Annotated in this window: 19 protein-coding genes and 4 tRNA genes; 16 read left to right on the forward strand and 7 right to left on the reverse strand. The window is 68.1% G+C overall.

All coding sequences use genetic code 11. The annotated features are described in order from the left end of the window. Positions 1–117 precede the first annotated feature (117 nt). Positions 118–405, forward strand: a complete 288-nt coding sequence (locus ACYQ8L_RS04210; protein WP_459940524.1) for a hypothetical protein — start codon at positions 118–120, stop codon at positions 403–405. Positions 406–512: 107 nt separating this feature from the next. Here ACYQ8L_RS04210 and ACYQ8L_RS04215 read toward each other — a convergent pair whose 3' ends face one another. After that, positions 513–1382: a YitT family protein gene (locus ACYQ8L_RS04215; protein WP_459940525.1), complete on the reverse strand. Its 870-nt coding sequence runs from the start codon at positions 1380–1382 to the stop codon at positions 513–515. A gap of 128 nt (positions 1383–1510) precedes the next feature. Here ACYQ8L_RS04215 and ACYQ8L_RS04220 point away from each other — a divergent pair, with 128 nt between their 5' ends. From ACYQ8L_RS04220 to ACYQ8L_RS04230, 3 genes are all read left to right on the forward strand, one after another. Further along, positions 1511–2002, forward strand: coding sequence for a cytochrome P460 family protein (locus ACYQ8L_RS04220; RefSeq protein WP_459940526.1), 492 nt, complete (start codon positions 1511–1513; stop codon positions 2000–2002). A gap of 162 nt (positions 2003–2164) precedes the next feature. Next, positions 2165–3052: a sigma-70 family RNA polymerase sigma factor gene (locus tag ACYQ8L_RS04225; RefSeq protein WP_459940527.1), complete on the forward strand. Its 888-nt coding sequence runs from the start codon at positions 2165–2167 to the stop codon at positions 3050–3052. A gap of 193 nt (positions 3053–3245) precedes the next feature. After that, positions 3246–3322, forward strand: a tRNA-Met gene (locus ACYQ8L_RS04230). A gap of 418 nt (positions 3323–3740) precedes the next feature. Here ACYQ8L_RS04230 and ACYQ8L_RS04235 read toward each other — a convergent pair. Together ACYQ8L_RS04235 and ACYQ8L_RS04240 are read right to left on the reverse strand one after the other, a co-directional pair. Next, positions 3741–4340, reverse strand: coding sequence for a flavodoxin family protein (locus tag ACYQ8L_RS04235; protein ID WP_459940528.1), 600 nt, complete (start codon positions 4338–4340; stop codon positions 3741–3743). Further along, positions 4337–5368 carry a 2-hydroxyacid dehydrogenase gene (locus tag ACYQ8L_RS04240; RefSeq protein ID WP_459940529.1) on the reverse strand — a complete coding sequence of 344 codons (1032 nt, stop codon included), beginning with the start codon at positions 5366–5368 and terminating at the stop codon, positions 4337–4339. The genes ACYQ8L_RS04235 and ACYQ8L_RS04240 overlap by 4 nt, the downstream gene beginning before the upstream one ends. Before the next feature lie 434 nt (positions 5369–5802). Between ACYQ8L_RS04240 and ACYQ8L_RS04245 the strand changes: the two genes are divergently transcribed. The 7 genes from ACYQ8L_RS04245 (at position 5803) to ACYQ8L_RS04275 (ending at position 9862) form a co-directional block, all read left to right on the forward strand. After that, complete coding sequence (locus tag ACYQ8L_RS04245; RefSeq protein WP_459940530.1) at positions 5803–6597, forward strand: DUF432 domain-containing protein; 795 nt, start codon at positions 5803–5805, stop codon at positions 6595–6597. Positions 6598–6612: 15 nt separating this feature from the next. After that, entirely contained in the window at positions 6613–7464 is an 852-nt protein-coding gene (locus tag ACYQ8L_RS04250) for a mechanosensitive ion channel family protein (RefSeq protein WP_459940531.1), read from the forward strand. Further along, complete coding sequence (gene corA / locus ACYQ8L_RS04255; RefSeq protein ID WP_459940532.1) at positions 7461–8522, forward strand: magnesium/cobalt transporter CorA; 1062 nt, start codon at positions 7461–7463, stop codon at positions 8520–8522. Before ACYQ8L_RS04250 ends, corA begins: the two co-directional genes overlap by 4 nt. After that, positions 8519–9526 (forward strand): TIGR00341 family protein, encoded by a 1008-nt coding sequence (locus ACYQ8L_RS04260; RefSeq protein ID WP_459940533.1) that lies wholly within the window; start codon positions 8519–8521, stop codon positions 9524–9526. Before corA ends, ACYQ8L_RS04260 begins: the two co-directional genes overlap by 4 nt. Before the next feature lie 57 nt (positions 9527–9583). Beyond that, positions 9584–9660 (forward strand) — tRNA-Pro (locus ACYQ8L_RS04265). A gap of 21 nt (positions 9661–9681) precedes the next feature. After that, positions 9682–9758, forward strand: a tRNA-Arg gene (locus ACYQ8L_RS04270). 29 nt (positions 9759–9787) lie between these two features. Next, positions 9788–9862, forward strand: a tRNA-His gene (locus ACYQ8L_RS04275). Positions 9863–10192: 330 nt separating this feature from the next. Here the strand turns inward: ACYQ8L_RS04275 and ACYQ8L_RS04280 are convergent. After that, a complete protein-coding gene (locus ACYQ8L_RS04280; RefSeq protein WP_459940534.1) occupies positions 10193–10465 on the reverse strand; it encodes a type II toxin-antitoxin system RelE family toxin in 273 nt (90 codons plus the stop codon). Further along, positions 10449–10658, reverse strand: a complete 210-nt coding sequence (relB, locus tag ACYQ8L_RS04285) for a type II toxin-antitoxin system RelB family antitoxin (RefSeq protein WP_459940535.1) — start codon at positions 10656–10658, stop codon at positions 10449–10451. The genes ACYQ8L_RS04280 and relB overlap by 17 nt, the downstream gene beginning before the upstream one ends. Before the next feature lie 293 nt (positions 10659–10951). Here relB and ACYQ8L_RS04290 point away from each other — a divergent pair, with 293 nt between their 5' ends. Beyond that, positions 10952–11500, forward strand: a complete 549-nt coding sequence (locus tag ACYQ8L_RS04290; RefSeq protein WP_459940536.1) for a peroxiredoxin family protein — start codon at positions 10952–10954, stop codon at positions 11498–11500. A 13-nt stretch (positions 11501–11513) separates the two neighbouring features. On the opposite strand, the gene ACYQ8L_RS04295 is transcribed toward ACYQ8L_RS04290, so the two are convergent. Next, on the reverse strand, positions 11514–11999 hold the full coding sequence (locus ACYQ8L_RS04295) for a WbuC family cupin fold metalloprotein (RefSeq protein WP_459940537.1): 486 nt from the start codon (positions 11997–11999) through the stop codon (positions 11514–11516). 143 nt (positions 12000–12142) lie between these two features. On the opposite strand from ACYQ8L_RS04295, the gene ACYQ8L_RS04300 reads away from it, so the two are divergent. The 4 genes from ACYQ8L_RS04300 to ACYQ8L_RS04315 all read left to right on the forward strand — a co-directional run bounded on the left by ACYQ8L_RS04300 (position 12143) and on the right by ACYQ8L_RS04315 (position 19692). Then, positions 12143–14362 (forward strand): hypothetical protein, encoded by a 2220-nt coding sequence (locus tag ACYQ8L_RS04300; protein ID WP_459940538.1) that lies wholly within the window; start codon positions 12143–12145, stop codon positions 14360–14362. An 8-nt stretch (positions 14363–14370) separates the two neighbouring features. Next, a complete protein-coding gene (locus ACYQ8L_RS04305) occupies positions 14371–15438 on the forward strand; it encodes a DUF444 family protein (RefSeq protein WP_459940539.1) in 1068 nt (355 codons plus the stop codon). Then, positions 15431–17044 carry a SpoVR family protein gene (locus tag ACYQ8L_RS04310; RefSeq protein WP_459940540.1) on the forward strand — a complete coding sequence of 538 codons (1614 nt, stop codon included), beginning with the start codon at positions 15431–15433 and terminating at the stop codon, positions 17042–17044. The genes ACYQ8L_RS04305 and ACYQ8L_RS04310 overlap by 8 nt, the downstream gene beginning before the upstream one ends. A 155-nt stretch (positions 17045–17199) precedes the next feature. After that, positions 17200–19692: a hypothetical protein gene (locus ACYQ8L_RS04315; RefSeq protein WP_459940541.1), complete on the forward strand. Its 2493-nt coding sequence runs from the start codon at positions 17200–17202 to the stop codon at positions 19690–19692. 7 nt (positions 19693–19699) lie between these two features. Here ACYQ8L_RS04315 and ACYQ8L_RS04320 read toward each other — a convergent pair whose 3' ends face one another. Next, a complete protein-coding gene (locus ACYQ8L_RS04320; protein WP_459940542.1) occupies positions 19700–20071 on the reverse strand; it encodes a PilZ domain-containing protein in 372 nt (123 codons plus the stop codon). Between the last annotated feature and the right edge of the window lie 121 nt (positions 20072–20192).

Consider the following 20192-nt stretch of genomic DNA (forward strand, 5'->3'; position numbering starts at 1 on the left):
CCGCTAGGAGTTCGCACACCGTGCCCCGGTCCGGCCGTCATGTTCCCGCGTGGTAGGGCCCCGCAGGGGCCTCGGAGGGCTTTCGTGAGAAGCCAAAACGGGGAAAGCAGGTCAAGGATGGGGCCCGTCGTCCTGAGGGCCCGAAAGGATCGGTGCATCCAGCACGCTGCCGCCGAAGCCTACCGCGAGGCCGCCGCCCGGCTCCTGGCCGAAGACAAACCGGACCCGGAGTCGGGCCGCAGGGTCGAGATCCTGGGGCGGTTCCTCGCCACGGCCGACTTCCCGAGGCTCCGGAGACAGGCCGCCGAACTCCTGGAAACCCGCGGGGAAGTCACTTACGAGATATGGATGGAGGAAGACGGACGGGTCGGCTGGCGCATCATGGAAGCCGCACCGGGCGCGTGAACAGCCATCCGGGGCGCGAACGCGTCCCCGGATGTCCCGACGCGTCCGGCCCCCGAGAAGGCCGGCTCCGAGTTCCGAGGGGGCGGGATCCGAGCCTCCCCGCCTCCTCACCAGTGGGGCTCGTTTCCGATGCGCTGGCCCAGGACCTCCAGGGTGTCGGTCACCACCACGAAGGCCTCCGGGTCGATGGCCCGCACGGCCCGTTTGAGCCGCGGCCACTCCCGGAACGTGATCACGGTGTAGAGCACATGCTCCTCCTCCCCGGTGTACCCGCCGTGGGCCTCGAGCACCGTGACCCCCCGCCCGATCTCGGCCAAAACGTGCCGAAGAATCTCCTCCCAGCGCCGGGACACGATGAACGCGGCCTTGCGCTGGCTCAACCCGGTGACCACCAGGTCCACGCCTCGGCTCGCCACGAAGATGTGCACGAGTGTGTACAGGGCGGGGTCGAGCCCGAAGATCGCCGCCCCGACGCTGAGCACGATCGCGTTGAACACGAGCACCGTGGTGCCGAGCCGCACGGAGAAGCGCTGGTACAGCATGACGGAGAGGACGTCGGTCCCCCCGGCCGACCCCCGGGAGCGCAGGATCAACCCGGACCCTGCGCCGCTCAGGATCCCGGCCAGCAGGGCCGCCAGCATCCGGTCCCCCACCGGCACGGCCCAGTGGATCCAGTCCAAGGCCAGGGTGAACAGGACGGCGCCCACCAGGCTGTAAAGGAAGAACCGCCGCCCCACGAACCGCCACGCCACGGCGAAGAGCGGCACGTTGAGGGCCAGGTAGGCCCAGCTCACCGGTATCTTCGAGAACAGGTAGTGGATCTCGAGGGCCACCCCGGCCACGCCCCCGCTCAAAAACCCGTGGGGTACGAGAATCCCGTTGATGGCCAGGGCGCACAGCGCGCTTCCCGCGGCGAGAAACGCGAGGTTCTGGAAAAGGCGTTCCCCCGCCTCCCACACGACGTCCGATCTTCCCATCTCGGCCTCCGTTTCGCCGAACCGCCCACGAAGGGGTCGGCATCTCCGCGCCCTTGACACCCGTTCTCGCGGAGATAGGCTCGGGTCGGCACATCCTACCACCGCCACCGCGACGAAAGGAGGACCAGATGCGCCCCGCAACGCGCGTTTTCCTGGCCCTGGCCGCCCTCTTCCTTTGGACCGTTCCCGTCGGCGCCGGCGGGCCCACCGCCCCCACGGGCGTGGAACTCCCGGCCGACTACCGCAACTGGACTGCGGTGGCGCCGAGCCTTCGGACCGATAAGGGCCACATTCGGATGATGCTGGCCAACCCGGTGATGGCCGAGGCGTACCGCAACGGCACCCTTCCCTTCCCGGACGGCTCGAAGATCGCGAAACTCGTGTACAAGGCCGTGAAGAGCGCCGAGTGGGAGGCGGCCACCGTGCCGGGGGAGCCGGTGAGCGTGGAGATCATGGAGAAGGACACGAAGCGCTTCGCCAAGACCGGGGGCTGGGGATTCGGCCGGTTCCGACCCGACGGAACCCCGGTGGGGGACATGATGCTCTACGAAACCTGCTTTCCCTGCCACGAGGCCAACGTCAAGGACCACGATTTCGTGTTCACCCGGTGGGCGCCCTAGCAGCAAAGCCGGGGGCGAACCGGACGGATACCCCATTGTGGACCGTTTGGGTATCTTTAGAGCCCGATCGGGTAAAACGCCGTCTCCCCCCCTTCGGCCGCGGGCACCGGACCGCTATATTGCGGACTCGTTCGTATCGCTTTTCCCGAAAGGAGCGCGTCGATGAGTCCGCAAGCCCTGGCCAGCACGCCCGCCCCCTCCGAACGCCGCGATCCCCACACCTCGGCCAGTTCCATGGCCCTCTATCTCAAGGACATCCGCAAGACCCGGCTCCTCACCCCCCAGGAGGAGATCGAGCTGGCCCTGCGGATCGAGAAGGGCGACGAGGCGGCCCGCCGCCGCATGATCGAATCGAACCTCAGGCTCGTGGTGAAGATTGCCAAGCGGTACGTGAACCGGGGTCTGCCGTTCCTCGATCTGATCGAGGAGGGGAACGTGGGGCTCATCAAGGCGGTGGAACGGTTCAAGGCCTCCAAGGGCTGCCGGTTCTCCACCTACGCCACCTGGTGGATCCGCCAGTCCATCGAACGCGCCCTCACGAACCAGGTGCGGACGATCCGGCTTCCCGTGCACGTCTCGGACGACCTCGACCGGTTGCGTCGGGTCACCGAGAGCCTCACGCGGGCGCTTCGACGGACGCCCACCGTGGAGGAACTGGCGGAGGAAACGGGCTTCCGAATGGAGTACGTGGACCGGCTCCTCAAGATCCAGCGGCGCACCCTGAGCATGGACCAGGCGCTGGACGTGGACGGGGATTTCACCCTTCAGGACAAGCTGGAAGACCCCGACGCCCCGGACCCGACCGAGGGCCTCCTGCGCGAGAGGGTTGTCCAGCTCGTGCGCGCCAAGATCGGCGTGCTGACCGATCGGGAGAAGAAAATCCTCACCCTGCGATTCGGTCTCGACGGCGGGGAACCCATGACGCTGGAGCGGATCGGCAAGATCTTCGGGGTGACCCGGGAGCGGATCCGGCAGATCCAAGTGGAAGCCCTGGAGAAGATGCGCCAGGCGCTGGAGGCCGACGGCGTCGGGTTCCACGACCTGGCCTAGCGCCGGCCGGGGCGTGTTGGGAAAGGGGCCTCGCAGGGGCCCCTTTTCCTGTGGGGGAACGCCGGAAGGGAGCGTGCCGAGGACCGTCGGGGGGAAACAGACAAAGTACGAGTGACGAGCGGCCCCGGTCAAGGAAAAGCGTTCACAAGGGGTTGACACCAACCCGCTGCTGCGTATAATGCGACTTGCGTGTCGCGGGGTGGAGCAATTTGGTAGCTCGTCGGGCTCATAACCCGAAGGTTGCAGGTTCAAGTCCTGCCCCCGCTACCAGGCAACGGAAACGGGCACCCGGTTTCGCCGGGTGCCCGTTTTTCATGTCAGTGGCCCGTCTCGCAAAAAGTTTTATTACTCCGGCGGCTACACAGAAACTCCCGCAGGCCGCGGGACGCGGCCTGTTTGCAAAAACAACACTTCCGCGTCGTGCGAGCGGCGAATCACAGACGCTCGGACGACGGGACCGGAGACCGTGTCAGGTACCAGAGGCCAGACGACAGAGGACAGGGGTCCTTCGACTTCTGACCTCCGAATTCTGGCCCCTGGTACGGCAATCGCTCCCAACGGGTGGCCGACCCGATGACGCTGGAATCCCGAATGTTCCTAGCCGCCTAGCTGCCAAGCAGCCCAGCCGCCTAGCCGAAGTTACTTGGAACACCGCGGGATTTCGGGAACGCCTCACCGGGCAACGGCGTCACCCCAGAGCCGCGGCCAACTCCCGCCCGCAGGTCTCGAGCTCGGCCAAGGCGTCCCGGGCGCCGGCCAACTCCCCCCGGCCAAACACCCCCAGCACCGGCACCTCCCGCACCACCTCGTATCCCAGCGCTTTGAGGGGCCAGGCCATGGCCTCCAGGGTGAACCCCATGTCCTCGCGGGCGTGCTGCTCGCCGATCGCCACCACCGCCGCCTTCCGACCCTGCCCCGCGAGCCGGCTCGACCAAGGCCCCGGCCGGGGCTCCTCGAACTCGTAGTAGCAGTACAACCGGTCGACGAACGCCTTCATCCAGGCGGTAACGTTGTAGTTGTGGACCGGTGAGATGAGCACGATGCCCTGGGAGCGTTCCACCTCCGGATACACCCCGGCCAGATCGTCCTCGGTGACACAGCGGCCCGCCCTTCGGCAGCCTTCGCACCCGATGCACGAGCGGAACGCGAGCTCCCGCAGGCGCACCTCGGTGCCCCGCCGCCCGGCCTGCCGGACCCCGTCGAGCACCCGCGCGGCGGCCAGATCCGAGTTCCCCCCCTTCCGGGGGCTTCCATTCACCACGAGCACAACAGGTTCCACGGGGGTCATCGCCTAGTTCCCTCCTGGGATCGGTACACCTCCGGGTTGGCGCAGTGGGGCAGGGGCTCCCCCCGGAGACCCGCCAGCAGGTTCTCGGCCGCCATCACGGCCATACGGGTCCGGGTGGCCACCGAGGCGCTGCCGATGTGGGGGAGCACCAGACAGTTGGGCAGGGCAAGCAGGGGGTGGTCGGGCGGAAGGGGCTCCGGGTCGGTCACATCCAGGGCGGCCCCGGCGATGCGGCCGGCGGCCAGGGCCTCGTGGAGGGCCCCGGTGTCCACCACGGCCCCCCGGCTCGCGTTGACCAGGATGGCCGTGGGCTTCATGCGGGCCAGGGTCGCCGCGTCGATCAGGTGGCGGGTCCGCGGCGTCAGCGGGCAGTGGAGCGTCACGAAGTCGCTTTCGGCCAGCAGGGTATCGAGGTCCACGTAGCGGGCCCCCAGCTCCCGGGCCTCCGGCACCTCCCGGGGGCCCGTGTAGAGGAGCCGGCACCCGAACCCCCGGAGCCGCCGCGCCACGGCTTGGCCGATCCGGCCCAGCCCCACGATGCCCACCGTGGCCCCGTGGACGTCCCGCCCGGCGAGCCACAGGGGCTTCCAGGCGGTCCACTCCCCGGCCCGCACCGCGGCCTGGGCCTCGGGGAGCCGGCGGGCCGCGGCGAGAAGCAGGGCCACGGCCAGATCCGCGGTGGTCTCCGTGAGCACCCCGGGGGTGTGGCCCACGGGGATGCCCCGGCGGGTGCAGGCGGCCAGATCGATGTTGTCCACCCCCACGGCCATCTGGCTCACCACCCGTAGGCCCGGGCCGGCCGCGTCCAAAAGCGCCCCGTCCACCGGGTCGGTGAGGAGGCACAGGAGCCCGGCCGCCCCCCGGACCCGCTCCCGCAGGACCTCCTTGGGCGGGGGCAGGTCGTCGTCCCACAGATCCACCGCGCAGGCGGGATTAAGGAGATCCAACGCCTCCCGGGGAATCCTGCGGGTCACGAACACGCGGTTCACGTCCGGTCCTCTCCTTCCCCTTCGCCGGTGCCCGGCCATCAGGTCGTACCTTCGGCGATCGTATATCACTATCAACGAAAGTCTCGCCAGATCCCCGTCGTCGCTACGGGAACCGGCGGGTGGGGGGCTGGTGGAAAGCCGGATGGGGCCCCTCACGTCGCCGCGCCCCCACCAGGCTTAGATCGCCTTGGAAGATCCGGAACTTCCGTCACCGGCGCCGCGGCCTGCCGCGCCGATAACGGCGTGGGAAGGCGCGGCGAATCGGGTACTGCACTCGCCCCCGGCCGGAGCCAGTTCCCCACCCGCATCCGGCAATCCATTTGAGTATGGGCGTCTCCAAGCCGGCCCAGACTCGCAGCGACACCAAGGAAGACGTTCGAGGCTCTTCGGACGCCGCGAGGTTGCCTATTGCCCGTGACCGCCAATCTCGTATACTCCCCGGGGGCGGGCAAGGGAGGGAGGAGAACGAACCCATGGCCGATCGATCCTGGTGGAACGCGTATCGGATTCCGGCCGGAACCGCCGGCCGCTGGCGGATCGGCGCCCTGACCCTGTGGGCCGAGCGCCGGCCCGAGGAGTGGCTCCTGGCCGCCCGTTCCACCCACGATCCCCACGACGACGCCGTGGAGATCGAAGTTCCCACGACCGCCTCCTTCCCCGACGAGGGAGCGGAACAGGGCCGGTACCCCGCCCGGAGCCTGGGGGATGAACTGCGGCTGGACCCCTGCCTGCCCGACCGTCCCGTGGTCTCCCGCCCCGCAGTGCCCCTCTACCTCGCCCCCGAGGAAAAGGCCCGCCTTTACGTGAGCGTGCCCGTGTGGGTGCGGGTCAAGGCCGGCGCCGTGGCGTTGCGGGAGGTGCCCATCTACCGATCTTCGGACACCTGGTTCGGCCCCAATACCCGCGAGGGGGAACTCGCTTACGCGGCACGGACCTCGGCCCGCACGCGGGCCGAAGAGGTGCCTCGGCGGCCCCACCGGGCCGTGGTGCCCGTAGATCTGGTGAACCGGACCAAAGCGCTGGTTCCCGTGGAACGGCTGAACCTGCCGGTGGTGTACCTGCCTCTGTTTGCGGCGGACGACGGAAACCTCTGGACCCCCTCCTTAGACCTGCGGATGGAGGGGGATGGGGAGGAGGAAACCCGGATCCAGATGGACATCCGCCGGGCCCCGCCGCCCGAGGCCCCTCGGCCGGCCCCGGTCGCCCCGGCCCGGGAAACCCCGGACCGGAACCTCCTGACCCGGGCCCTCTCCGCGCTCATCGGCTGACGAAAGGAACCGCTCGTGGATGCAAAAGCCCTTCTCACGGACCTTTTGACCGGCGAACGATTCCTCTCGGTCGTCCACGCGGTACTGCTCCTTGCGGGCGGATGGGTGCTCGGCCGGGTCGCGGCGAACGCGGCAGGCCGCGTGGCCGCCCGGTACGCCGGCGCCCAGGAGCACGCCATGGTGCGGCGGCTGGCCTTCTGGGGTGTCATGGGCCTCGCAGCCGTGTCGGCTCTGCGGGAACTGGGGTTCGAACTCAGCGTACTTTTGGGAGCGGCCGGGGTGCTCACCGTGGCCGTGGGGTTCGCGAGCCAAACCTCCGCCTCGAACCTCATCAGCGGGCTCTTTCTCATGGCGGAAAAGCCCTTCACCGTGGGCGACGTGATCAAGGTGGGCGATACCATGGGCGAGGTACTCTCCGTGGACCTGCTGTCCATCAAACTGCGGACCTTCGACAACGTGTTTGTCCGCATCCCCAACGAAACCATGATCAAGGCCGAGATATCCAACTACACACGGTTTCCCATCCGCCGGCTCGACGTGAAGGTGGGGGTGGCCTACAAGGAGGACATCTCCCGGGTGCGGGAGGTACTCCTCCGGGTGGCCGACAAGAACCCGCTGTACCTCGAGGAGCCCAAACCTTTGATCATCTTCCTCGGGTTCGGGGAGTCGTCGCTCGACCTCCAGTTCTCGGTGTGGGCCCTGCGCCAGAACTTCCTCGACCTTCGCAACTCGATTCAGGAAGAGATCAAGCAGGCCTTCGACGAGGCCGGCATCGAGATCCCCTTCCCCCACCGCACCCTATACGCCGGCAGCGTCACCGACCCCTTCCCGGTGCGGCTCGTGGGCGACACGGGGGGACAGGCTTGACCGCCGCCAAGAGCCGGGCCGCCAAGGTGGGGCTTCCCCCGGGAAGCCTCGTCCACGTGGGGGAACCCCAGGAGGGGCCGGCCCGGCTCCAGGTCCTGGACTACGACGCCTCACGGGTGGAGGAGCACGAACTCGAAAGCCCCGAGGCCCTGCGTGCCTATCTCTCCCGCCCCTCGGTGACCTGGCTCAACGTGGTCGGGGTCCACGACGTGGCCGCCGTGGCCGCGGTGGGGCGAATCCTCGGGATCCACCCCCTCGTGCTCGAGGACGTGGTGAACACCCGCCAGCGGCCGAAGGCCGAGGGGTTCGACGAGTACGCCTTCGTGGTGGCCAAAATGATCCGGTTCGACGAGGAGGCGGGAAGACTCGGGGTCGAGCACGTGAGCCTGGTCGTGGGCCGGGGGTTCGTCGTGACCTTCCAGGAGCGCAGCGGAGACGTCCTCGATCCCCTCCGGGAGCGGATCCGCAAGGGTGTGGGACGGGTGCGGGCGGCCGGTGCCGACTACCTTGCCTACTGCGTCCTCGACCTCTTGGTGGACCACTACTTTCTCGCCCTCGAGGGGCTCGGGGGCCGGATCGAGGGCCTCGAAGAACCGATTCTCTCCGACCCGTCCCCGGAGGTGCTCCAGGCGATCCACGAGGCCAAGCGGGCCGTGGGCGCCGTGAGGAAGGCCGTGTGGCCCCTGCGGGAAGCCCTCCTCTACCTGGAACGGGACGCGGGCGGTCTCGTGGACGAGGCCACGCGGCCCTACCTGCGCGACGTGTACGACCACTGCGTGCAGGTGATCGACACCGTGGAAACCTACCGGGACCTCCTGGCCGGGTACCTCGACGTGTACCTCTCGAGCCTGTCGAACCGCATGAACGAGGTCATGAAGACCCTCACCGTGATCGCCACGATCTTCATCCCGCTCACCTTCCTCGCCGGGGTGTACGGCATGAACTTCGAGCACATGCCCGAACTCAAATGGCGGTGGGGTTACCCGGCGGTCTGGGCGGTCATGGTGGCGGTGGGAATCGGCATGGTCCGCTGGTTCCGGCGGCGGGGCTGGTTGTGAACCTACGGCTTCTCGAAGGCGTGGTGCCCCGGGCCCATCGGGACGCCCTTCGCCGGCACCTGGAAGAGGCGCCTGTCCTTGGCCACTGGATCGACGATCTGGCCGAGGGCAAGGTCCTCGTGCGGGCCCTCCTGGACGCCGAGCACGCCGAGGAGGTGGTGGACCACCTGGACACGCACTTCGGCCACACCCCGGACTTCCGGCTCCTCCTGCTGCCGGTGGAGGCCACCTTGCCCCGGCCGGAACCCCCGCCCTCCCCGACACCCCAGGCCGCGGCGCCGCCCCGGGGGAGGATCAGCCGCGAGGAACTCTATGCCGACGTGGAGCCGGGGGCCGATGCCGGGGCGAACTTCCTCGTACTCACGGGGCTGGCCACCGTGGTGGCCGTGGTGGGGCTGTTGCGGTCGAACCCGGCCGTGGTGATCGGCGCCATGGTGATCGCTCCGCTCCTCGGCCCGATCCTCGCCTCGTCGCTGGCCGTGACCGTGGGCGACGGGCCCCTGTGGCGCCGGGCCGTGCGAGCCGGGGCGGTCGGCACCGGCCTGGCTCTCGCCCTGTCCGTGGCCGCCGGGGCGATCCTGCCCGTGGACCCCGGCCTCCCCGAGATCGCCTCCCGCACCCGGGCGGGATTCGGGGACCTCGTGCTGGCCCTGGCCGCGGGCGCCGCCGGCGCCCTCTCCGCCACGGGCGGAACCGGCGGGGGGCTCATCGGGGTCATGGTCGCGGTGGCCCTGCTGCCGCCGCTGGTGACGGCGGGGCTACTCGCCGGCTCCGGGCACTGGGCGGACGCCGGCGGCGCGGGGCTCCTGTTCGTGGCCAACTGGGTGTGCCTGAACCTGGCCGGGGTGGTCACGTTCCTGGCCAAGGGGGTCCGGCCCCACCGGTGGTGGGAGGCGGAGAAAGCCAAGAAGGCCGTGCGCCGAAGCCTCGCCACGTGGGGCGCCCTGCTCGTGCTCCTGGCCCTCGCGCTAGCCGCGTCGCGGGCTCTTCGGTGGGGCGGTTGATCCCCCGTTTTCCCCGTTGAGCTGGACGAGGCGATGTGATAGCATTTCGCTTCTTGTCGGGGCGTGGCGCAGCCTGGTAGCGCACCTGCCTTGGGCGCAGGGGGTCGGAAGTTCGAATCTTCTCGCCCCGACCACGCAGCCAGCGATCGCCCGTTGCGCCTGTAGCTCAGTCGGATAGAGCAGCGGCCTTCTAAGCCGCGGGTCGGGGGTTCGAATCCCTCCAGGCGTGCCACACGGCGGTTCCACCATAGCGGATCGATGGTGAGTGTAGCTCAACGGTAGAGCACCGGACTGTGGATCCGGGAGTTGTGGGTTCAAATCCCATCACTCACCCCAATGAATACAAGGGCTTAGCCAAACCGGCTAAGCCCTTTGCTTTTTTTCCGGGTATATTCGGGGTATGTCGCCAGACGGGAATCGAATCGCCTATGTGGAAGCTCCCCAGGGGGTCCCGCGGCGCAGGACGGTAACGTGCAAGTCAGGGCCCCGGTGTGGGAGCGCCGTCGAAGGCGCGACCCGGGCCGCAAGGCCCGCAGGAACACGGAATGTTCTTAGCCGCCTAACTGCCAAGCAGCCCAGCCGCCCAGCCGAAGTTACTTTTTCGAAGGGGGCCGGGGCGCCCGGGGGGCGTCCCCCCAACCGCCCACGGTTCGGTCAGGGCGAGAGTCAGGGGGTCCGGTACACCTCCCGTCGGTGTCCCACCCGGACCACGAGAACCACGAGGCGGTCGCCTTCGATACGGCAGACGATACGGTACGGCCCCACGCGATACCTCCAGAACTCCCCAAGCGGTCCTGTCAGTGCGCGGCCGATCGTTCTTGGGTCGGGACGGGTGGCTACGCGCTCGGCCATGAACCGGACGATGCGCCTTTGGGCCTGGCGGTCGAACCCCTTGAGGTCCTTCAGGGCCCCCTCGTCCCACTCAATCCGCCAGCCCAAGCTCCCGCTCCAGTTCCTCCGTGGTCAAGCGGCGGCCGGGGCACTTCAGTCGCTCGGCCGCCGCGAGATAGTCTTCCCGGTCTTCGACCCACTCCTGGAGGGCTTCTACCACGCAGGCCGTTTCGGTTTTTCCGAACTGCGCGGCCAAGGCGGCGAGCCTTCGACGGATCGGTTCGGGAATCTCAATGTTCATCGGGGCGTCTCCTGCCGGATGAGAGAATTCAACGATCCGATCGGGCTGCTCAAATCACGCCAACGCTCCCCCGCGATGGCGCTGTTCCTTTTTCCATTACACCACACGAGCAAGGGGGCGTCGACCAACTCTAACGTTCGCCGGCCCTCTCCATCGCCCGCACGGCGTGCCCCACCCGCGTCCGTGCCCGGGCGGTGAAGATTCTAGCTCCTCGCCCCGCCCCCTTTCCCCCCACCCCCTTGCAAAAATGAGACTTTCTGCTACACAGGACCGCGTCCGCAAGGAGGCCTGTCATGCGCCCATTCGGTCCGATTTCCCGACCTCTCGTGCTCGCCCTCTCGTTGCTCGCCGTCCTGAGGGCCGCACCCGCCCTGGCCGGCATGGGCACGGAGAAGCTTCTGCAGCCCGGCGACGCCGTCCCCCGGTTCCGGTTCGCGGAGATCCCGAAGGGTGAGGTGCGCTCGCTCGCGGAGCTTTCGGCCGGCCGGCCGGTGCTCGTGGTGTTCTTGCAGACCGCCTGCCGGTCGTGCCTGCGAGAGATGCTCGCGGTCAAGAAGCTCCACGCCGAGTCGAACGGGGCCTTCGCCGTGCTCGGGGTGTTCGTGGACATGAAGGCCCGGGACTTCGAGGGCTACATCCGGGACTACGACCTGCCCTTCCCGTTTACATGGGACCCCGAGTTCACCCTGGCCAACGCCTTCGGGGTCACGTTCACCCCGGCGAGTTTCCTCCTCTCGCCCGACGGCACGGTGGAGGCCGTGTACCGGGGCTTCACCGTGGGCCTCGAGGAGGCCATGGCCCGGGATATCGACCGGGTGCTGCGAAAACTCGGGCACCGCTGAGCCCCCCGGGGGCCTACCCCTCCCACCGGTCGCCCGGCGCGGCGGTTCGGTACCACCGCTCCAGTGCCGCGGCCCCGGGTTCCCCCTCGGCCGGGGCCCAGGGGGCGAAATCCTTGTCCGAAACCGGCCGGTAGGGCCCGGGCTTGCACTCGAAGAGGACCGTGTCGGGCTCCAGGGCCGCCACCGCATGCCAGGCGCCGGGCTCGATCTCCAGCCCCCGCACCGGCCCCTCGGCCGCGAGTTCCTCCCGCCAGACGACGTTGCCCCCCTCATCGAACCCCAGCACCGCGGCCCGGCCCCGAAGGGCCAAAAAGAGCTCCCACCGGGGCGGGTCGGCGTGGCGGTGGGGCCGCACGTAAGTGCCGGGCTCAATGGCGTTCAGGAACCGTTGGACCGGGTCCCCCAGGTCGGGGTGCAGGTTGTCGTTGGCCCGGCGGCGGTCGCTTGCGGCGGCCCGGGCCGCCAGGGCCGCCAGGCGGTCGTCGTCGATGCGTTTCATGGGGATGCTTCCGTCTCCGGTCTGCGGTCTGCGGTCGGAGGCGAGGGCGCCGCGGGCGCTCCCCACGCCCCCGGCACCGTTGCCTATCTGGCTCTCTGCGGTAGGTTTACAGATAACTCCATCCCCACCCAGGAGCGAACGCCATGTGGGAAAAACTCCAGACCCTTCTCGACCAGGCCGGCACCCGGACCCCCGACGAGGAGATCCTCACCTTTCCCGCCTACCTGGACCTCGTGCGGCGGGAGCCCTGGATCACCCGGAACATGTTCCAGTTGCTCCACGACATGCTCCTGAGCTCGGGCGTGGAGTACCAGGTGATTCCCGGGAAGCCCATCCGCCACCGCTACGCCTTTTTCGAGGACGAGTCCCTGGTGGGGCCGTTTGCCGTGTTCGGCCAGCAGAAGGCCAAGGAGAACCTGGTGGAGCGGATCTCCAACGCGAGCCGGGGGCTCGAGGCGGCCAAGCGGCTCTGGATCCTCCTGGGTCCGCCGGGCGCCGCCAAGTCCCGGTCGATGGACGGCATCAAGACCGCCATGAACGCCTACTCCCGCACCGACGAGGGCAAGACCTACACCCTGCTTCTGCCCACGGTGGACGAGCGGCTCCGGGAGAAAGCGCTCTTCGAGGAGGACGGCATCTGGTATCTGCAGGCGCCCATCTACGAGCGGCCGCTCCAGGTGGTGCCGCCGACCCTGCGGCCCATGTTCCTGCGGGAGCTCAACGACAGCCTCGCCCCCGAGGGCATGGAGGCCTTCTTCGAGGCCCACCCCCACTACGACGGGGTGTTCCGGGTGGAGATCGACGGGCTCATCTCCCCCTACAGCGACTTCGTGCTCCGGGAGTTCATGCGGGCCAAGGACCTCACCTTCGGCGGGCTCCTACCCTACCTCAAGGTGCGCCGCATGATCTACGACGCCCGCACCAAGACCGGCATCGGCTCCTACACCCCCCGGGACGAGAAGAGCCAGGAGGCCGGGTCGCTCGTGGGCAACATCGACTACAGCCTGCTCCCCCGGTTCGGGAGCGAGTCGCACCCCCTGGTGCACGACTACAAGGGGGAGCTGTGCGTGGGCGCCAACGGGTTCGTGGAGATCCACGAGATCCTCAAGCTCTCCGACCGGTTCCTCTACGAGCTCCTGTTTGCCACCCAGGACCGGTTCTTCAAGCCCGAGGGCCAGCCCCCGATCCCGTTCAACGGGGTGATCATCGGGCACACGAACTTCCACGAGTACAACATGTTCCTCGCCAACGAGGCGTTCGAGGCCCTGCGGTCCCGGACCACCTTCATCGAGATGCCCCTGTCGGTCCACTTCAAGGACGAGGAGCGCATCTACGCCTACACCTACGCGAACGATCGGCGGGGCTGGAGCCCCGAGAAGAAGTTCGTGGCCCACACGGCCCCCCACAGCCTGGAGTTCCTGAGCCTCGTGGCCGTGATGACCCGGCTTTATGAGTCGAAGCAGAACCCGAACCTGACGCTCCTGCAAAAGGCGCTCATCTACGCGGGCCGGGCCGACAGCGGGGTCGACAACAACATGGCCCGCACCATCCTGGAGGAGTTCGAGTACGTGCGGCCCTCCGAGGGCACCTTCGGGCTCGACCCCCGGTTCATCCAGAACGTGTTCGAGAGCACCGAGCACTTCCAGATCAACGAGTACCAGGCGAACCTGCGGCGACTCCGGGAGGAGGAGGGCGAGCCGGCGCTGCTGACCTCCATCGCCCTCCGGAACCCCTGCGTGACCCCGCTCGACCTCTACCTGCGCATGGAGAACCAGATCAAGGAGACCTTCGCCTCCAACAAGACGAAGCTCCGGCACTACGTGGAGAAGGTGCTGCCCCAGGCCAAGCGGTGGATCTTCGCCCAGATCGCGAGCGACGTGTACACCGCGGTTCTGCGGGACGAGACCGTGGTGGAGACGACCTGGAAGCGCTACACCGACCACGTGCGGGCCTACGTGCACAACACCACGGTGAAGCACGAGGTGACCCAGGCCGACGTGCAGCCCGACGAGAAGTTCATGCAGGCCATCGAGCAGTACCTGGGCATCCCCGACAAGGAGGTGTTCCGCAAGGAGCTCTCCGACGCCATCGCCAGCGTGGGCTACCAGGTGCTCCTGGCCGACGAGCCGTCGTACCAGAGCGCGATCCGTCGCTACGTGTTCGAAAACGAGTTCAAGGCCACGGAGAACGTGAAGCTCCTGGGGTGGATCAAAAGCGGCTCGAGCGCCGCCGGGGTGCACTCCAAGGAGCAGGAGGAGCTGGACGCCACCGTGCGCTACCTGATGGACCACCTGGGCTACTGCGGCAAGTGCGCCTACCAGGCGCTCACCATCACGGCGAACGCCTCGAGCATCGCGGAGTAGCGCGCCCCATGGCCGACGACGTCATCGAATCCAACGAGTCCGAGGGGCTGTTCAACGACTTCATCGAGAACGAGCTCGAGGACCTGGTGGAGCACATCGTGAACGAGGGCGACCTCGACCGGCTGGGCGACGCCGGCTCGGACATCGTGATCGAGATGGACGACATCGTGCCCCCCACCTTCGTGTACGACGACGGGGGGGCCGGGGCCGGCGGGCGGGGCCGGGGGCCGGGGCGGGAGAAGGACCGGCTGCGGTTCAGCATGCCCTACGAGCGGTTCATGGAGCTCGTGGCCCGGAGGCTGGGCCTACCGAACCTCACCAAGACCGGCCAGGGCCGGATCAAGGAACTCTCGTACACGTTTCGGACCTTCGGGCCGGTGGGGGTGGTGCTCGACAAGCGCCGGACCTTCCGGCGGGCCCTGCGCTCCAGCATCGGGCTCGAGGTGTACGACCCCGACGAGGGCCGGTACGAGGTCCAGTTCCGGCGGCGCGACCGGCGCTACAAGGTGCCCCAGCGGGTGGAGCGGCCCCGGTTCAAGGCCGTGGTGTTCTACATGGGCGACATCTCGTACTCCACCTGGGGCGAGCGGCTCGAGATGGAAAAACGGCTCGTGGGGTTCATCCACCACTGGCTTGACTTCAACTACGGGGCCGGCAACGTGGACCACCGATTCTTCGTCCACGACGTGGAGGCCTACGAGGTGGAGCCCGAGGCGTTCTACCGGGTGAGCACGGCCGGGGGCACCAAGGCCGCGCCCGTGTTCGAGCTGGTGGGCCAGGTGGCCGTGAACGAGTACGACGTGGGCTCCACCAACTTCTACGCCTTCTACTTCGGGGACGGGGAACTCTTCGAGGACGACGCCTCCCACATCGTCGCGGTGCTGGGCGAGGTTTTGAAGCCCCTGTGCAACCGGATCGGGCTCGTGGAGGTCAAGCCCAGCCGCTTCAGCTACCTCAATCGCGAGGTGGAAAAGGCCTTCCCGGCCGACCCGGTGGTGCGGCTCGCCCAGATCAAGGACAAGAGGGAAACCGTGGCCACGATCCAGACCCTCTTCGGGGAGGAGCGCCGTGCGTAGCGTGCGCACCGACCCCCTGCTCTCGCGGCTCGTCGACCGGGTGATGGAGATCGCCCGGGACCTGGGCCGCACCGTGCCGGAGATCCGGTTCTTCCTCCTGGACGGCCTGGAGTTCGCGGCGCTCCTCGAAAAAAACGTCTACCCCGCGAGCCCCCTGAACCTCTGGGAGGGCAAGCGGATGGTGCACCGCCGCCACCGGATCGAGACCGGCCAAGAAACCACCCTGTACTACGAGGTGGTCCAGCCCGGCGACCCGGCCTACGCGTACCTGAACAGCGCCAACTCCCCGGTGATCCAGGCCTCGGTCATGGCCCACGTGGTGGGCCACTGCGAGTTCTCGCTCCTGAACGTGTTGCGCGACGCCGAGCCCGACCGCACCGAGCGGGTGCTCCACCTGGTGCGCAAGGTGGAGCTCGCCCGCCAGCAGATGGGCCACAAGGACTACGTGGAGTTCTGGAACGCCTGCGAGTCGGCCACGAGCCTCGCGGCCCCCAAATCCCAATACAACCTGGAGAACACGGTGGAGTCCGAATCCCGGCCGTCGGCCCGGCTGCGCCGGGAGGACGCCGCGCCCAAGCCCCGGCCGATTCTCCCGGTGTTCACCACCCTCACGGAGCTCCTCCAGCCCGCCGAGGAGGCCCCGTTCGAGCGGGAGGTGCGGGAGAAGCGGCGCCAGCAGGCCCTGGGCCGGCGGGGGTACGTGCTCCGGGCCCCCTGCCAGGACGTACTGGGGTTCCTGCGGCTCTACGCGCCCCTGAGCCCGGCCGAGCGGCGGGTGCTCGAGTATCTCTACTTCACCCGGGCGCCCCAGGAGTTCGTGATCCGCACCCAGATCATGAACGAGGGCTGGGCCATGTACTGGGAGAAGAAGATCATGATGGAGCTCTTCCGGGAGCGGGTGATCCCGGGGGTGATCGAGTACGCCAAGGTGTTCTCGGGGGTGTGCGCGCCCCGACCCTATTTCCAGCGGAACCCCTACCACCTGGGCTACAACCTCTGGTGCCGCATCGAGGACGACCTGCGGGCCGGCCGGCTCACCCTGGAGTACCTGGAGGAGAAGGACCTTCTCAAGCGGGAAACCTGGCGGCGGGACACCGGGGTGGACCCCATCGAGGCCATGGGCCGCATCGTGCGAACCACCACCGACGCCGAGTTCCTGCGCCGGTACCTCACGAAGGAGGCGGTGGAGGATCTGCACCTCAACCGGCTGCCCCGTCCCCTGGCCGAACGCATGGGCATCCGGCCGGCCGACGCCTACCGGATGGACGAGCGCTGGGTGTGGCTCGACCCGGAGGAGGTCCGAAAGGAGATGCTCCGGTTCTACGTGCACTTCTACCGGCCCCGGATCTACGTGGTGGATACCGAGTTCCGGGACGGGGGGCTCCTGCTCTACCACCGGGACGACGGCCGGGCGCTCCGGCAGGACTGGATCCGGCCGACGCTCCGGAACCTGAACCGGATCTGGAAGGGCCCGGTGGCGCTCGTGACCCGATCGACGCTCCACGCCTACGCCGGCGGCCGGTACGCCCAGGAGGAGGTGGAACCGGTGGAGTTCGACGAGGTGCGCCACCGGATGCTCCGGGGGGAAAAGGCGCTCGCCGCGTGACCGGGGCGGGGGTTGAACCACGGAGGACACGGAGGACACGGAGGGAGTTGAGTTCGCTACGGGGGGAACACGCGAAGACGCCCGGATCGCAAGGGGGTTGAACCGCCCAGCTGCCCAGCCGCCTGGCCGCCCAGCTTCCAGCCATGAGGCCCGCCATGCACCACGAAGAGTTCCGCAGCCTGCTCGGGAGGTTTCGCAAGCGAAGCCTCCGGTTTTCCGAGTTCGTGGACTACCTCGTCGAAAAGCCCGACGAGGCCCTGCGCACGAGCTCGACCCTGATCTGGGAGGCCATCGAGCACTTCGGGTTCCGGATCGTCGTGCGAAGCGGCGAGCCCACCCTGAGCTACGAGATCTTCAAGGACCCCTTCTCCGGCGGCACCAACGCCGTGTTCGGCCAGGAGTTTTGCATCAAGCACGTGGTGGACGTGATCGAGGCCATGGGCAAGGAGTCGGGGCCCAACCGGGGCATCGTGCTCGTGGGGCCGCCGGCCTCGGGCAAGACGAACATCGTGGACCTGATCAGCCTGGCCTTGGAGGAGTACACCAAGGAGCACCACACCTCGATCTTCACCTTCTTCTTCCGGTTCGAGGGCCGAAACGGCCGCGTGGTGGAGCTCAGGCCCCAGTTCCTGCACAACCCGGTGCTCCTGTTCCCCACGAGCCTCCAGGAGGACTCCACTATCCGGCACCCCCGCCAGGAGCTGTTCGAGCTCATCAACGCCCGGCGGGGCAAGCACGAAAAGATCATCGTGCCCACGTACTTCCAGCACGCGAACCTCGACAAGCGAAGCCTCGACATCCTGGAGTCGCTCCTTCTCCACCCCCGGAACATCGGAAAGACCCTGTTCGACGTGATCGAGGAGTACGTGCGGGTGGAGGAGGTGGAGTTCTCGAACGCCCAGGCCAAGGGCATCGCCAACATCGACGACATGCGGGAACTGCGGATCACGGTGCACCCCGTGGAACTCGGCGGGGACGACCGGGCCGTGTTGGCCGAGCACCTGCCGGGGACCCGGCTCCGGGAGTACCAGGGGGCGCTGGTGGCGGCGAACCGGGGCCTTCTGCACATTCACGACGCGTTCGGGGGCATCGGGCCCGACGGCCCTTCGGAGCGCGACTACAAGCCGCTGCTGATGCTCCTGGGGAGCGGCCGGGCCTCGGTGGAAGCCACCCAGACGGCCGTGGACACGACCGTGATCCTGACGACCAACCTGGAGGAGATGGCCCAACTCGAGCGCCAGCTCACCTCCTCGAAGCTGCTGGATCGGATCGAGAAGATCCCGGTGAACTACCTTCTGGACGCCCAGTCGGAGATGGAGATCCTGCGGCGGGATCTCGCGAACATGCGCCAGAAGTACGACGTGGACCCGAACCTCTTGCGGGTGGCCGCGTACTTCGCGGTGCTCACCCGGCTCCTGCCGCCCCAGAAGCCCCCGGCCGACTGGGACGAGGACAAGAAGAAGCTCTTCTGCTCCATCACCCCCGAGCAGAAGCTCTTCATCTACGCCTGCCGCTCCGAGGACCCGATCGCCACGATTCGCAAGCTCCCCCACTGGCACCCGTTCCGGAGCGAGATGATCAAGCGCTCCATCAACATCCACGACGACGAGGCCCTGGGCCGGCTCATCGCCCCGGACCCGGGTCGGATCAGCCTGGAGCAGAGCGGGGTGTTCACGGCCGAGGAGCTCAAGCTCGTGGACGACCCGTTCATGCGGGCCCTCATCCAGGAGCACTACCCCAACGAGGGCCGCCACGGGATCTCCGTGCGGCAACTCCAGAACATCATGCGCGACACCATCGCCAACTCCGACGGCCTGCGGGTGCACGTGGGCACGTTTTTCGCCCAGTTGCGGCGGATCTTCGAGGGGGGTGCCGAGCTGCACCACTGGCTCGCCATCGACCCCGCGTACCGCAAGGGTCGAAAGCCCATCCCGCCCCGGGTCGTGGGGTTCGTAAACTTTCAGGAGGGGGAGGCGGATTACGGGGACTTCGAGGGACTCGCCCGGGTGGCCCAGGCCCTGTACTGGGACATCATCCGCCGGGAGATCACCGTGGCCACGGTGAACCGCGACCCGGACGAGATCGCCCTGGACCTGCGGCGCTACCTCCAGCACGCCCTTCTCGCCAAGGCCCACGCCAACCGGGCCTTCGCCCACATCATGGTGCCCAAGTACACCTACGTGGACCCCCAGTCCGGGGAGAAGGTGGACAAGCCCGACGAGGCGTTCCTGGAGTCGATCGAGCGGATCCTCGCCCCGGGTCGAAGCGGCATCGCGTTCCGGAACGAAACCGCCCAGCGGTTCCTGGACCTCCAGGCCTCGGGGGAACTCATCCTGGAGCCCGGGAAATCCGTGGTTGCCTCCCGGCGGGACAACGTGCTCACCGTGTTCGCCGCCGAGTACGAGCGCCTCCTCGGCCACCGCCGGGCCGCGGGGGAGGTGGACGCGCCGAAACTCGTGGAGGCGTTCTTCAAGAAAAAGCGGGAACCCGAGGCCTACGCGGCCCTGGATCCCCGCGTCACCGAGTTCGCGGAAAACGTGCTGCGAAACATGTCGAGGCGGTTCGGCTACTCCAAGCAGTCGGCCCTCGACACCGTGCTCTACGCCGTGCGCAAGAAGGTGGTGGACTTCCGGGAGATCATCACCTGAGCCGTCATCAGTTCTGGGTGGCGGCCAGGAACTCCTCGATCACCCGGGCGCCCGGGGCGTCGAGGTTCAGGAAGTAGATGGCCAGGCGATATTCGCGCACCCCGGGGGTTTCCCGCTCCGGGTCCACCCGGACGACCACCCCGTCACACTCCAGGGTCTCGTGGCGGCCGTCGCCCATGGGGAGATCCAGGGCCACCTTCAGCTTCGAAAAGAGACCCACGTACCGCGGCACCCGGCAGTAAAGGCCCCGGGTCGAGATGTTGATCGACTCGGCCTTGACCCCCTCGCCGTCCTCGGACACCCGAAGGGGAAACGTGGCCTCCACCCGCGGGTCCCGCCGCCGTTCCCGTCCCTCTCCCGGGTACTTGCCTTGGCCCATGGCCGTCTCCTTACAGGCTGGAAAGCTAGAACGCTGGAAAGCTCGAAGGCCGGGATGCCGAAACCCGGCTTTCCCGCGCCTTGTGCATCTTAGAACAGAGCCGGCTCCAAGGCAACGCGGA

This window comes from Deferrisoma palaeochoriense (assembly GCF_054656955.1).

Bases quoted from the DNA above. Each gene is read 5' to 3' on its own strand.
- ACYQ8L_RS04210 (WP_459940524.1), top strand. From the start codon at position 118: ATGGGGCCCGTCGTCCTGAGGGCCCGAAAGGATCGGTGCATCCAGCAC.
- ACYQ8L_RS04215 (WP_459940525.1), bottom strand. From the start codon at position 1,382: ATGGGAAGATCGGACGTCGTGTGGGAGGCGGGGGAACGCCTTTTCCAG.
- ACYQ8L_RS04220 (WP_459940526.1), top strand. From the start codon at position 1,511: ATGCGCCCCGCAACGCGCGTTTTCCTGGCCCTGGCCGCCCTCTTCCTT.
- ACYQ8L_RS04225 (WP_459940527.1), top strand. From the start codon at position 2,165: ATGAGTCCGCAAGCCCTGGCCAGCACGCCCGCCCCCTCCGAACGCCGC.
- ACYQ8L_RS04235 (WP_459940528.1), bottom strand. From the start codon at position 4,340: ATGACCCCCGTGGAACCTGTTGTGCTCGTGGTGAATGGAAGCCCCCGG.
- ACYQ8L_RS04240 (WP_459940529.1), bottom strand. From the start codon at position 5,368: ATGGCCGGGCACCGGCGAAGGGGAAGGAGAGGACCGGACGTGAACCGC.
- ACYQ8L_RS04245 (WP_459940530.1), top strand. From the start codon at position 5,803: ATGGCCGATCGATCCTGGTGGAACGCGTATCGGATTCCGGCCGGAACC.
- relB (WP_459940535.1), bottom strand. From the start codon at position 10,658: ATGAACATTGAGATTCCCGAACCGATCCGTCGAAGGCTCGCCGCCTTG.
- ACYQ8L_RS04290 (WP_459940536.1), top strand. From the start codon at position 10,952: ATGCGCCCATTCGGTCCGATTTCCCGACCTCTCGTGCTCGCCCTCTCG.
- ACYQ8L_RS04295 (WP_459940537.1), bottom strand. From the start codon at position 11,999: ATGAAACGCATCGACGACGACCGCCTGGCGGCCCTGGCGGCCCGGGCC.
- ACYQ8L_RS04300 (WP_459940538.1), top strand. From the start codon at position 12,143: ATGTGGGAAAAACTCCAGACCCTTCTCGACCAGGCCGGCACCCGGACC.
- ACYQ8L_RS04305 (WP_459940539.1), top strand. From the start codon at position 14,371: ATGGCCGACGACGTCATCGAATCCAACGAGTCCGAGGGGCTGTTCAAC.
- ACYQ8L_RS04315 (WP_459940541.1), top strand. From the start codon at position 17,200: ATGCACCACGAAGAGTTCCGCAGCCTGCTCGGGAGGTTTCGCAAGCGA.
- ACYQ8L_RS04320 (WP_459940542.1), bottom strand. From the start codon at position 20,071: ATGGGCCAAGGCAAGTACCCGGGAGAGGGACGGGAACGGCGGCGGGAC.